Raw genomic sequence first — 13,186 nt, 5'->3', positions numbered from 1 at the left:
TCGCAAGACTCTTTGTTATTCTAAATGTGAGGAAATGCTCAAGCATTCTATTAAATTATTAATACATTACTTGAAGTTTGACGATATTCCCATTCCTGGAGCATTCATACCTTGATTCAGCAACGCCCTATTTTCTGATCGGCTGTAATAATCGCAGCTTGATTTCTTTTGGCAACTGCTACAACCACTCTATCTGCCGGATCTCGATGTTCCCATTCTATTTTGACACTTCCTACCATTCTTCCGTTGTTGGGGTAGTTAAATCTTCAAAATATTTTACTTTCCCCCGCATATCCTTAAATAATTCTTCCGTTGAAAGAGTCTTTTCATACTGAGAAATTTTCACAACAGGTTTGGTTCCATCCATCACTAAAATTTCTTCGCCTTCTAGCTCTACAAGTCGCAAAAATTCTAGTAAGTTAGCTTTTAATTGACTTTTGTCAATAGTTTTCATCGTGGCTAAAATATAATTTGTGTAGCGTTAATACTAATTATATTTTAGCGCCATGCTGTTTGTCAAGATTCCTTAGGTATCTTTACAGCAATCGCAGATATCAGCAGATAAACATTCATATTGCTATCCCAACTCTTCACAAATGCGTGCAAAAGCGGCCACCGGATCGTCGGAAGCCGTAATCGGCCGCCCAATCACCAAATAATCAGCACCAGCTTTGAAAGCAGCTTTCGGAGTCATCGAGCGTTTTTGATCGCCCCCCTCGGCCCATTTCGGACGCACCCCGGGACAAACTAATAAAAAATCATCCCCGCAACTCATTCTTAACTGTTCCGCTTCTTGGGGAGAACAAACAGCACCAGCTAAACCTGTTTCCTTAGCTAACAATGCCATGTGCAAAGCATATTCCGGCAATTCTAAAGGTATTTTTAACTCAAAAGCTAACTGTCGCGAATTCAAACTCGTTAACAAAGTAATTGCAATCAATTTAGTAGTTGGTTGATCCGTCGCTGCCCCTTCTACTAAAGCTGATTGTGCTGCTTTTAGAGCATCTTTACCACAAGTAGAATGGATAGTCAATAAATCTACATTGTATTTAGCAGCAGCCCGACAAGCACCAGCTACAGTATTCGGGATATCGTGAAATTTTAAATCAAGGAAAATCCGTTTTTCCCTCTCTTTCAGAATCTCGATAATTGCCGGGCCGCAGCTAACGAATAACTCTAAACCGACTTTCCAGAATGATACATCGGGCAGTTTGTCGATCAGTGCGAGCGCCTCTGATTGACTCGAAACATCCAAAGCAACAATGATTTTATCTGCGATCGTAGTATCGTTGTTCATAGTAAGAACTTCGTATAGATTGGTTTCAAAACATCAAACGCAGTCATAGACTGCTGTTTGGCGTTCGAGTCTAGATCCCCCCTAACCCCCCTTAAGAAGGGGGGGACAAGAGTCTACTCAAAGTCCCCCTTTTTAAGGGGGATTTAGGGGGATCTGGCCTCGGATAAAGGCGAGATTTATCAATGGTTCTAGGTTTAAGTTGACACAAATGGCGGTTAACAAATCCCTACTCAAGACACCAATCGCACAAACTTATTTTTGCCCACTTGCAAAACCTTACCAGCCAATTCAGCAGGCGATTCAAAGGTAAGGTTAACATCAGAAACTTTCTCGCCCTCCAACTTCACTCCGCCACCCTGCATCAACTTCCGCGCGTCGCCGCTGCTTTTACAAAGCCCGCTAGCACTCAGAATATAAAACAACTTGGCCGGAAACTCCACGCTAGCTAAAGAAAACTCCGCCACAGCATCGGCTTGTCCGGCTGCACCTTTGATTAGTGCGATCGCATCTTGTTGTGCCCGATCGCCCGCGGACGTACCATAATACTGGCTTACCACATCCACAGCCAAAAGTTTCTGTTTTTCGCGCGGATTTTCTGGCAATTCATCAAGCGGCAAATCTGTCAATAGCTCGAAATACTGGGCGATCGAGCGATCGGATATTTTCTCCAACTTAGAATACATCGTCAGCGGATCTTCCGACAAACCCACATAATTATGCAAAGACTTCGACATCTTCTGCACCCCGTCAGTCCCGATCAAAATCGGCATCAGCAAACCAAACTGCGGCTTCATCCCAAAATGCCGCTGCAAATCTCGCCCCACCGCAATATTAAACTTTTGGTCGGTTCCGCCCAACTCCACATCCGCTTCCAAGACTACTGAATCGTAACCCTGCATTACTGGATACAGAAACTCGTGCAGGAAAATCGCATTTTCCTGCTGCATCCTGTTATCAAATCCCTCTTTAGCGAGCATCTGCTGCACCGTCATCGTGCCTAGCAGTTCCAAAATCTTCGCCATGTCCAATTTGGACAACCACTCGGAGTTATAGCGAATTTCCAAACGTCCGGGCGTGTCAAAATCTAGAATCGGACGCACTTGGTCTAAATAAGTCTTGGCATTTTCCGCCACTTGTTCGGCTGTCAACTGAGCGCGCGTCTCCGACTTCCCTGTCGGATCGCCAATTCTTGCGGTAAAATCTCCGATGACCAGTACCGCCGTGTGGCCTGCATCCTGAAAAGCTCGCAGCTTGCGGAAGCAAATGCTGTGTCCCAAGTGAATGTCCGCCCCTGTGGCGTCGATTCCCAGTTTGACTCGCAACGGTCGATCGCTATGAGCGAGCAATTGCGCCAGATTTTCGTCAGGGTTGCTAGAATCAGGTCGATCGGGAAAAATTTCGCTGATGCCGCGGTAAATTCCAGAAAAGTTAGGAGAAATCATAAAAGAGCGATCGTCCATGATATTTTTGCCAAAGTGCAGCATAATTCGTTACACTCACTGATTGACACATAAACACAAAACTATAAAGCTACTATAATCCCAAAGCTGACCGGCTTTTATTAGCAAACCCATCCAGAAACGGATACCAACCCCGACAGGAGTCGCCGACATCCCACAATTTTAGACTAAGGTTCAAACTCCTAAATTTATCTTTGGAGTAAATCTAAAATCTAAAATCTAAAATCTAAAATCTAAAATCGATCGACTGACAGCCTCCAGGGTTGCCATCTAAAATTAAAAGTCTTAAACCCCAAATCGAGTGAGGAAGTGAAATCCACGTGTCAACCAACGCAGTCCGCAAAAATACGGAAAACCCAGCCCCTGTATTCGAGTTTGTTCAGTCAGTCAGCAAAGTGACCGCCGGAACCATACTCAGCATGACCATGCTTGCCAGTTCCGTAGTCGCCGGCGGACTGGTTGGCCTAGCGATCAGCTTCCGCAATTTGCCAGATGTTCGCATCTTGCAAACCTACTCTCCCACCGAAACTACCCACATTTACGACATCAACGGCCGGCCCCTAGCCAGCATCCACGATGAAGCTAACCGCGATGTCGTACCCCTTGAAAAAATCTCCCCGAACCTGAAACGGGCTGTTCTGGCGATCGAAGATAGCAACTTCTTTACCCACAAAGGTATCAACCCCGGCGGGATAGCCCGAGCTCTCATAGTCAACCTAGAGAAAGGTAGAACTGTTGAAGGCGGCTCGACTATGACTATGCAGCTAGTCAAGAACTTGTTTCTATCTCCCCAATCAAAATTTAGTCGCAAGATAGCTGAAGCGGTAATGTCTATCCGCTTGGAGCAAATTCTCAACAAAGACCAAATTATGCAACTGTACCTAAATCAAATCTATTTAGGTCACAACTTGTACGGCGTAGAGACAGCTTCTCGAAGCTATTTCAACAAGTCAGCCGAGAATTTGAGCCTTGCAGAATCAGCGATGCTGGCCGGCTTAATTTCCGCCCCCGAAGAATACAGTCCTTTCGTCAACTACAAGTTGGCAAAAGAACGGCAGGAAATCGTTTTAACCCGGATGAGGGAACTCAAATGGATTACAATAGCTGAAGAAGCAAGCGCCCGAGCGCAAAAAATTAAGCTGGGCAAAATCACTTCTTTTGGCGGCTCTCAAGTTCCTTACGTCACACAAGCCGTAGTCCAGGAGTTGACACGGCGTTTTGGGCGAGATGCCGTGGTTAAGGGTGGAATGCGCGTTCAAACTACGATCGACCTCAAACTACAGCGCATCGCCGAAGAAACCGTCAAAGCGTGGCACGATCGACTTTACTATCAAGGACTTTTTTACGATCGCGACCAAGGTCAAATTGCCCTAGCAGCCGTCGATCCCCGCACCCACTTCGTCAAAGCCATGGTTGGTGGCGTCGATTACCAAAAGAGTGAATTCAACCGCGCCATTCAAGCACGCCGCCAGCCCGGATCTTCCTTTAAGCCCTTCATCTACTACGCTGCCTTTGCTACAGGCAAATACGGCCCCGATTCAGTTGTCTACGACTCCCCTGTCGGCTACCGCGACGGCGACGGCTACTACTACCCTCAAAACTACGGCGGCGGCTTCTCCGGTGCCGTCAGCATCCGCAGAGCTTTGGAAGTATCACTGAACATTCCCGCTGTCAAGCTCGGCCAAGAAGTCGGATTGAATAAAGTAATTGAAATTTGCCGGGTGCTCGGCATCAGAAGCCCCATGGAACCCGTAGTTTCTTTACCCTTGGGTGCAGTTGACCTCACTCCTTTAGAAATGGCCGGAGCTTTTGCTACCTTCGCCAACAACGGCTGGCATTCCGACACCACATTTATCGTGCAAGTCACCGACAGCAGCGGCAATGTATTACTAGACAACACGCCCAAACCCAAATTGGTACTCAACGCCTGGGCTGCGGCATCTGTCAACAGCGCCCTGCAAGGAGTAATTTACAACGGTACTGCCAAGGCTGCCCAAATTGGGAGGCCCGCTGCTGGGAAAACTGGCACAACCTCCTCAGAAAGGGATATCTGGTTTGTGGGTTACGTGCCGCAGTTGTCGGTGGCTGTTTGGATAGGCAATGACGATTACACACCGATGAGCTACGGTGCTACTGGCGGTACTATCGTTGCCCCTGTTTGGCGCGATTTTATGAGCCAAGCTTTGCAGGGCGTTCCTGAAGAAGATTTCAAATCTCCTTCCTCTTTTGAACGACCTTAATTATCAGTTGACAGTTGACAGTTGACAGTTGACAGTTGTAGGGGCAGTGCCCCCGTGAGAGCCCTCTTAGTTGACAGTTGACATTTGACTGTTGAGCGAAGGAATAGTTAACAGTTGACTGTTGATTGTTGAGCGAAGGAATAAGGATGAATTAACAGTTAATAATTAACAGTTAAAAGTTGAGTAAAGGAATAAGCAAGGAGGAAAGAAGTAATGGTAATTACCAACTGTCAACTGTCAACTGTCAATTGTCAACTTATGATTGCTTTTCCAGTTCAGATTTCATCCTCTCCAGCGTTGAGTTCATTTGCTCAAACATCTGCTGGGGCGTAATCCCAAATTGATTTAGCTGTGTTTTTAACTGCTCGACTGTCATCTGAGCCATGAAGTCTTCAGACAGCTCGAAGCGCTTCATAAAAATACGGTAGCGCTCCATCATTGACTCCATCTGAGCGATGAACATCTTCTTGCCTTCGCGATCGAATTTGCCGTAATTCCCGCCTAGTGCGACGAGAGATTGATAGTCTTCAAACAACAGCTTAGCTTCTTGCTGAACAATTTCTGAATCAAAAAATCCCATAGCTTTCCTAATTTTTAATATTGAAGTGATTTTGATCTAGGCGGGAAATCCCGCTGCTTTTGGTACTATTTTATCAGTTGCCGGAGGAACTCTCTACCGCTCAAGGCGCAAAAATTAGTAGCAATTTCCGTACAGGATAAGGCATGGGCATCGGGAATTGGGAATTGCGCGAAGCCAAGTCGAGGGATGGGGCATGGGGTCTTTATGGCATTGGGCTTGCAATAACAACTGACAACTGACAACTGACAACTGACAACTGACAACTGTCAACTGTCAACTGTCAACTGTCAACTGACTTCTTCAAACTTGTCCGATGCGTTCAAACGGCCAAAACCTCAATACAGCCCGGCCGATGATATTTTTTTTAGGTAAAAATCCCCACCTGCTAGAGTCGTTACTGTTGTTGCGGTTGTCTCCCATGACGAAGTATTGGTTTTCCGGGACGACATAAGGCCCCCACTGGTATTTAGGAGGTTCGGCAATATATTTTTCGACGAGGGGTTTGTCGTTGAGATAAACTAGACCTTTTTTGACAGCTACTTGTTGCCCGGGCAAGCCAATTACCCGCTTGATAAATGCTTGATCTTGGGTAAAGCCTTGTTCTTGCAACTGTTCCGGCGGCACAAATACTACGATGTCACCAGTTTTTGGAGGTTCTAGGTAGTAGGATATTTTTTCGACTACGACGCGATCGCCCACGCGCAGAGTTGGTACCATAGAATCTGAGGGTATGAAGCGCGGTTCTGCCACGAACGATCGAATCACTATTGCTAAACCCAAAGCAATAATCACTATCTGAAGATTTTCTCGCTGCGATTTCCAGGCTTTCTGCCACCATGTTTCAGGCTGCATTTCTGCTACTTCTGTACCTAACTTCTTTTCTTCAGATGTCATTGAGTCCTCTCTATAATAATTGCCACAAATTATCTAATAAGCTGTTGCGACATAAAATGGGTTTGTAGTGCGGACTTAAGTCCGCAGCCTGAGAGCGGACTTAAGTCCGCACTACGAACAGCTTACCTTTGAAATATAGCGGTTCTCGAAAAAGTAAGGTATATCCTATGCCCAGTCGTACCTCATCTTTCTAAAAAAGGCTATATAGCCTTTCTCAAAAAGATGAGGTATGACTGACAGCTTACAAAACCACCCAGACAAAGAGGGCCCAAGCCCAACAACGTACCTCATCTTTGTGAGAACCGCTGTATATCGCTGTTAATTATTAGACTTGAACTGCACAAATTGCAAACTATCTTACAATTATCTGCGTTTATTTGCATTTATCTGCGGTTTCCCTATCAATCAAAAATTGATTTAATATAGCCTTTCTCAAAAAGATGAGGTACGACTGACAGCTTACATAACCAGTTCCACTAAGAGGGCCCAAGCCCAACAACGTCCGCGAATCTTTCTGAAAACCGCTATAAGTCTACTCTTGATATTAACTCATGAAAAAGGCAGAGAATTAAGATTCTCTACCTTTTTTATGTAAGGATTTCTAGTTATCTGCGATCGCCAGATTGGTTATTTCGCAACTTTACTCGCGATCGCACTTACTCAATCTTACTCAGCGCCTTGGGGCAGCAATTCCCGTTTTTGACCTTGCAGCACCTTGACAATTCCGTCGTCGCCCACATCTACAACAGCGATATCGCCATCTTTGATGCGGCCAGAAAGGATTTCCTCAGCCAAGCTGTCTTCCAACAACCGCATGATCGCGCGGCGCAGGGGCCTGGCTCCGTAGCTGGGGTTATAGCCTTCTTCTACTAGCCGTTCCTTGAATTTTTCGGTTACTTCCAGAGTGATTCCCTGTTCCGTCAAGCGGCCGAACACTTCTTTGAGCATGATAACGGCAATTTCCTTGACTTCTTCCCTGTTCAACTGACGGAAGACGATAATTTCGTCAAGTCGGTTGAGGAATTCTGGGCGGAAGTAGTTCTTCAGTTCTTCGTTAACCAAGGAGCGAATGCGGTTGTAATTAGCATCAGCTTGGTTGTCGCCGAACTCGAAACCGAGGCCGCCGCCACCTTTTTCAATGACCTTAGAACCGATGTTGGAGGTCATAATCAGCAGCGTGTTTTTGAAGTCCACGGTGCGACCTTTGGCATCTGTTAAGCGGCCGTCTTCCAATATTTGCAAGAGCATATTGAAGACATCGGGGTGGGCTTTTTCGATTTCGTCGAACAGTACGACGGTATAAGGACGGCGGCGGACTGCTTCTGTGAGTTGGCCGCCTTCGTTGTAACCGACGTACCCTGGTGGAGAACCGATAAGTTTGGAGACGGTGTGACGTTCCATGTATTCGGACATATCCAACCGAATCATGGCGTCTTCGGAACCGAAGAAGTAGCCGGCTAAAGCTTTCGTCAGTTCGGTTTTGCCGACGCCTGTGGGGCCGGAGAAGATGAAACTGGCGATCGGGCGATTGGGATTTTTCAAGCCCACGCGAGCGCGGCGGATGGCGCGGGAAACGGCTTTCACTGCTTCTTCTTGGCCGATCAAGCGCTGGTGCAAGGTATCTTCCATGTGCAGCAGTTTTTCGGATTCAGATTCAGTCAGTTTGTTGACCGGTACGCCCGTCCAACTTGCCACAATTTGAGCGATATCTTCTTCGGTAACTACTGGCGATGGATCTGTTTCGCCGCGGGCCGCCGAGTCGGTTTTTTTGGCTTGGGAAATAGCGCGGATTTCGGCTTTGATCGTCATTTCACGATCGCGCAATTCACCTGCTTTGTCAAAGTCTTGAGAACGCACCGCTTCGTCTTTATCCTTCAGGACTTGGCGGAGTTCTTTATCAAGTTCCTTAGCTGCGGGCGGCAGTTGGGAGTTGATCAGGCGGACTCTCGAACCAGCTTCGTCTACCAAGTCAATTGCTTTGTCTGGGAGGAAGCGGTCAGAAATATAGCGGTGAGACAGTTTGGCTGCGGCTTCCAGGGCTGTATCCAAGATTTTCAGCTTGTGGTGCTGTTCGTAGCGTTCCCGCAAACCGAACAGAATCTCGATCGTCTCGTCAACGGTAGGTTCGCCAACCATCACGGGCTGGAAGCGCCGTTCTAGGGCGGCATCGCGCTCGATGTGTTTGCGGTACTCGTCGAGGGTTGTAGCGCCGATACACTGGAGTTCGCCTCTAGCCAAAGCCGGCTTGAGGATGTTCGCTGCGTCGATCGCGCCTTCAGCCGCACCAGCACCGATCAAAGTGTGTACTTCGTCAATCACCAAAATCACGTTACCCGCCGTGCGGATTTCGTCCATGATTTTTTTGAGGCGTTCTTCAAATTCCCCCCGGTATTTCGTACCGGCGACCAGGAGGCCGATGTCGAGGGTGACGACGCGCTTGTCTTCGAGGATGTCTGGGATATCGTTGTTAGCGATGCGTTGGGCCAGACCTTCGGCGATCGCAGTTTTGCCGACTCCGGGTTCGCCAATGAGTACCGGGTTATTTTTAGTACGGCGACCGAGGATTTGAATTACCCGTTCGATTTCTTTTTGCCGTCCGACTACGGGGTCAAGCTTACCATCGACCGCCATTTGAGTCAGGTTGGCACCAAATTCGTCCAGGGTTGGGGTTTTAGTGCGAGCTCCGCCGCCGGTGGCTGCGACTTCTGCCGTTTCTCCCAGCATCCGAATCACTTGGGTGCGGACTTTCGACAAATCTACTCCCAGATTTTCCAGAACTCTGGCCGCGACTCCCTCACCTTCGCGAATCAGGCCCAGCAGCAGGTGCTCAGTGCCGATATAATTGTGTCCGAGTTGGCGAGCTTCTTCGAGGGACAGTTCTAGAACCCGCTTAGCGCGCGGGGTGAACGGAATTTCGACTGCTACGAAGCCCGAACCGCGCCCGATGATTTTTTCGACCTCAATCCGAGCATCTTTGAGGTTAACCCCCATAGATTTGAGGACTTTAGCCGCAACTCCGGTTCCTTCCCCGATCAGACCCAGGAGGATCTGTTCTGTCCCTACGAAGTTGTGACCCAGGCGGCGAGCTTCTTCCTGGGCCAACATGATTACTTTTATTGCTTTTTCTGTGAAGCGTTCAAACATGGTTTATTCCCACCTGCTATGTGCCCGTTTTGAGGTCACGCTCGCACAACGAGCGCTTTTGTTCGAGTGTTAACTCGTAATGCCAATTCTAGCGCGACACTCCCACCGCAAAAGCCGCACTCGGCTGCGGTTGCAGATTCCAGGCTCATGTTGCAGGGTGGCTTTCAACTGGGAAGACCCAAATGGTGGCTGACCTACAACCTCCCCTAGACTGCAAGAAGATTGCTCTTCTCGGCCTGTGCCCAACCTACGACTACGTATTGATGGATTCTAGCACAATGTTTATCATGTGAAGTCTATGAATCCGCTCGGATGCGCTATTTTTTGTTAACTTGAGCTTGCTTTAAACTCTATTCTCATTTTCTCCCGAACAACTTTTAGAGCGCTGCGCGATCGATCGCTATTGTCGAAACACAGACACGCTACATATAGCGTGCCTTCGTAATTCCTGTTAGTTTTTGTTGCAAAGTTATGCGATTTGAACCCATACAAATCAGAGTAATCGAGTACACAATTTAAAATTTAAACGACCCAACAGCAGAAATTAGATATCGTTTAATTACAAGTTTATGGGATACTCAAAAATTTCGTACTAAATTATTGGCTGCCGAATATAGCGGTTCTCAGAAAGATTCGCGGACGTTGTTGGGCTTCAGCCCTCTTTGTCTGGGAGGTTATGTAAGCTGTCAATTATACCTCACCTTTTTGAGAAAGGCTATATCATCAAAGCTGGGAAGTTGAAAATACAATTCATGACTTCAAAGTACATCTGTTATAACGAAAAACTCATGTTCGTTATCAAAGACAAAGAAAAGTAGTGCAATAAATTTATGGTCTATTATTATGACACACCTGTGCGGTCATTAATTCGTCAACAGCGCATAGTGCATAAATTTCCCAATTAAGTCTTTCTTTCACGGTTACATTACGAGTTATTCGTCGTGCTGTTCCAAAAATTTAGCGGTTATAACCACAAGAAATTTGCTTTTTAAAACTTGGTTAAATTTGGAGATACTTGATGCAAGTTTACCGCCAAGAGTCAAGAGAAAAAAACCAAGAGTTGTTAAAAAAAATGTTTCAAGATTTAAATCCAAAAAAGTTAAACACAGAGGTACTGGAATAACAAAGAATCTTTAATATCTGAAAGCCTCCCAAGCCTTAAGTAATCCGTATTGGCCTATGATATGTTGATATTCTACAATATAGATGCACAGCAGCTTAGAATCTGCTATCCAGGATTTCTCTTTTTGTCCTGTTGGGCAGTAGAGCGACTGTTGTGAGGCGATCGCTAAAAAATGTCAAATGGGTTCTATAAATCAAAAGCGATCGCTACCAATGGTGAAAGATTACTCTTTAACTTCTTAGAGATGAAAGAAATAATACCCAGACTCTCAGGAAAAATCCTATGCAATTAGTGAATCATTTAAGTATAAAAACAAAACTCATAGTCATGTTGCTGGTAGTCAGCCTTTGCGCTATGCTCGCGAGCACGTTTATATGCTCTAGCAGTGGGAAAGCTATTCTGACCGAAAAAGTCTTCAATCAATTAACCAGCCTTAGGGCTGTGAAAGCTTATCAAATCCAAGATTATTTTGAAACCCTTAAAAACCACACCCAAACCCTCAGCGAAGACTTGACAGTAGTCGCCGCCCTACAGGAATTTAAGACAGCTTACAGCGAACTTGAAAAATCTAAAATTCCAGCGAATTTTGACGCAAAAATTGATACCTACTACCAGAAAGAATTTTTAACCAAACTAACGCGAACTAACGAGGGTTCGCCTGTTCTGGCAGCATACAGGCCAAAAACACCCGCTGCTCGTTACCTACAGTACCACTACATCGCTGCTAATCCCAACCCCGCTGGCAAGAAACTTCTCCTTGATACTCCAGGCGACGCCAGCGCTTACAGCCGCGTTCACGCCCGCTACCACCCTCTTTTTCGCAATATAGTTGAAAAATATGGTTACTACGATATGTTTTTGATCGATCGCGAAGGAACTGTTGTCTACACGGTTTTTAAAGAAGCCGACTTTACCACAAGCTTGATCGACGGCCCGTACAAAGAGAGTAACCTAGCGAACGCGATCGCCGCGGCACGACAGGCAAAGGGAAAGGGGTATGTGAAAATAGTAGATTTTAAGCCCTACAGCCCTTCCTACGGTGCGCCTGCGGCTTTTATCGCTGCTCCAATCTTTAACGGCTCGGAATTTATTGGTATTTTGGCGTTCCAGTTTCCCGTTGACAAAATTAACAATGTGATGACTGGTAACAAAAATTGGAAACAAAGCGGTCTGGGCGATTCAGGAGAAACTTATCTGGTTGGGTCGGATTATCTAATGCGCTCTGCATCTCGTTTCCAGATTGAAGACCCAGAAGGTCATGCAAAAATTTTAGCCTCTATCGGTACTGATGAAAAGACCATCAAGAAAATCAAAGAGTTCAATACTACAATCCTCCTACAGCCAGCGCAAACAACAGCAGTGAAGGAAGCGTTGTTTGGGAAACAGGGCACGCAGGTGATCGAGGATTATCGTCGTATTCCTGTTTTGAGTTCTTATTCTCCACTAGATATTGATGGATTGAGGTGGGTGATATTGGCGGAGATGGATGTTTCCGAAGCCTATGCGTCAATTCACTCCTTTGAAAAAACAATTGCGATCGCAGCTACTGCAATCATCGCGCTAATCACGGTTGTTGCCATGTGGCTGACCGCAATCTTTGTCAGACCCATCAAGAAGTTAATCGCTAGCACCCGCCTGGTGGGGGCTGGCGAATTTGACGCGGTAGTGAAATCGGGTTCAGAAGATGAATTTGGAGACTTAGCTAAATCATTTAACCAAACGATAGGCCGCCTTCGTGCCGAAACTCAACTAATTCAACAGAAAAATCGCGAAAATGAAGCATTAGTCTTAAATATATTTAGTCCCGCAATAGCCAAACGCCTCAAACAGGGCGATCGAGCAATTGCCGATCAGATTTCTCATGTCTCGGTTTTGTTTTCCGACCTCCATCGATTTACTAAGCTCTCTCAAACCATGTCAGCTCCCGAAGTTATCGATCTGCTTGATGAACTGGTAACAGCCTTCGATGAAATGACCGAAAAATACGGTTTGGAGAAGATTAAAACTATTGGTGATGGTTATATGGCTGTATGCGGGCTGAGTGTGCCACGTTTGGATCATGACAAACGCACGGTAGATTTTGCCTTGGAAATGCTGGCATTTGTCCACCGATTTAATTATGAAAAAGGCTTGGATCTAGACGTAGAAATCGGTATCAATTCAGGAGATGTAGTTGCAGGTGTCATTGGTAAAAATAAATTGCTCTATGACGTTTGGGGTGAGACCGTAAATATTGCCAATAGATTGAAGTCGGCTTGTCCCCCCGGTGCAATCTTTGTGTCTCAAGATATCTACGATCGCCTGCACGATCTCTACGATTTTGAGTTGGTTGGTGAAATTCAAGAATCTGGAAAAGAAAAGTTAATAGCTTGGCAAATCACAAGTTATAAGCTTCCAGTAAATGTTGGATCGGAGGAAGTCCATGAATAATTTAAGCTCTTCAAAAGA

At 46.1% G+C, this 13,186-nt stretch carries 9 protein-coding genes; 2 read left to right on the top strand and 7 right to left on the bottom strand.

Annotated elements, in window-relative coordinates; translation table 11 throughout:
* Positions 1 to 116: 116 nt before the first annotated feature.
* The 4 genes from QZW82_RS22230 to tyrS form a co-directional block, all read right to left on the bottom strand.
* Positions 117 to 239: a hypothetical protein gene (locus QZW82_RS22230; protein WP_293152939.1), complete on the bottom strand. Its 123-nt coding sequence runs from the start codon at positions 237 to 239 to the stop codon at positions 117 to 119.
* Complete coding sequence (locus QZW82_RS22225; RefSeq protein ID WP_293152936.1) at positions 233 to 454, bottom strand: prevent-host-death protein; 222 nt, start codon at positions 452 to 454, stop codon at positions 233 to 235. Before QZW82_RS22225 ends, QZW82_RS22230 begins: the two co-directional genes overlap by 7 nt.
* Positions 455 to 577: 123 nt before the next feature.
* Positions 578 to 1,297 carry an orotidine-5'-phosphate decarboxylase gene (gene pyrF, locus QZW82_RS22220; protein ID WP_293152933.1) on the bottom strand — a complete coding sequence of 240 codons (720 nt, stop codon included), beginning with the start codon at positions 1,295 to 1,297 and terminating at the stop codon, positions 578 to 580.
* A gap of 230 nt (positions 1,298 to 1,527) precedes the next feature.
* A complete protein-coding gene (tyrS, locus tag QZW82_RS22215) occupies positions 1,528 to 2,781 on the bottom strand; it encodes a tyrosine--tRNA ligase (protein WP_293152930.1) in 1,254 nt (417 codons plus the stop codon).
* Between the two features lie 296 nt (positions 2,782 to 3,077).
* Here tyrS and QZW82_RS22210 point away from each other — a divergent pair, with 296 nt between their 5' ends.
* A complete protein-coding gene (locus QZW82_RS22210; protein WP_293152927.1) occupies positions 3,078 to 4,997 on the top strand; it encodes a transglycosylase domain-containing protein in 1,920 nt (639 codons plus the stop codon).
* A 256-nt stretch (positions 4,998 to 5,253) separates the two neighbouring features.
* On the opposite strand, the gene QZW82_RS22205 is transcribed toward QZW82_RS22210, so the two are convergent.
* The 3 genes from QZW82_RS22205 to QZW82_RS22195 form a co-directional block, all read right to left on the bottom strand.
* The gene (locus QZW82_RS22205; protein WP_293152924.1) at positions 5,254 to 5,577 is read right to left on the bottom strand and encodes a DUF1825 family protein; all 324 of its coding nucleotides are present in this window, start codon (positions 5,575 to 5,577) and stop codon (positions 5,254 to 5,256) included.
* A 300-nt stretch (positions 5,578 to 5,877) separates the two neighbouring features.
* Positions 5,878 to 6,471, bottom strand: a complete 594-nt coding sequence (gene lepB / locus QZW82_RS22200) for a signal peptidase I (RefSeq protein ID WP_293152921.1) — start codon at positions 6,469 to 6,471, stop codon at positions 5,878 to 5,880.
* 666 nt (positions 6,472 to 7,137) lie between these two features.
* Positions 7,138 to 9,615 (bottom strand): ATP-dependent Clp protease ATP-binding subunit, encoded by a 2,478-nt coding sequence (locus tag QZW82_RS22195; RefSeq protein ID WP_293152918.1) that lies wholly within the window; start codon positions 9,613 to 9,615, stop codon positions 7,138 to 7,140.
* Positions 9,616 to 11,020: 1,405 nt separating this feature from the next.
* On the opposite strand from QZW82_RS22195, the gene QZW82_RS22190 reads away from it, so the two are divergent.
* The gene (locus QZW82_RS22190) at positions 11,021 to 13,168 is read left to right on the top strand and encodes an adenylate/guanylate cyclase domain-containing protein (protein WP_293152915.1); all 2,148 of its coding nucleotides are present in this window, start codon (positions 11,021 to 11,023) and stop codon (positions 13,166 to 13,168) included.
* The last annotated feature ends 18 nt before the right edge of the window (positions 13,169 to 13,186 follow it).

This window comes from Microcoleus sp. bin48.metabat.b7b8b9.023, from assembly GCF_013299185.1.
Classification (GTDB): Bacteria; Cyanobacteriota; Cyanobacteriia; order Cyanobacteriales; family Microcoleaceae; genus Microcoleus.
The sequence above is the reverse complement of the archived record's forward strand: the minus strand, read 5'-3'. Positions and strand labels throughout refer to the sequence as shown.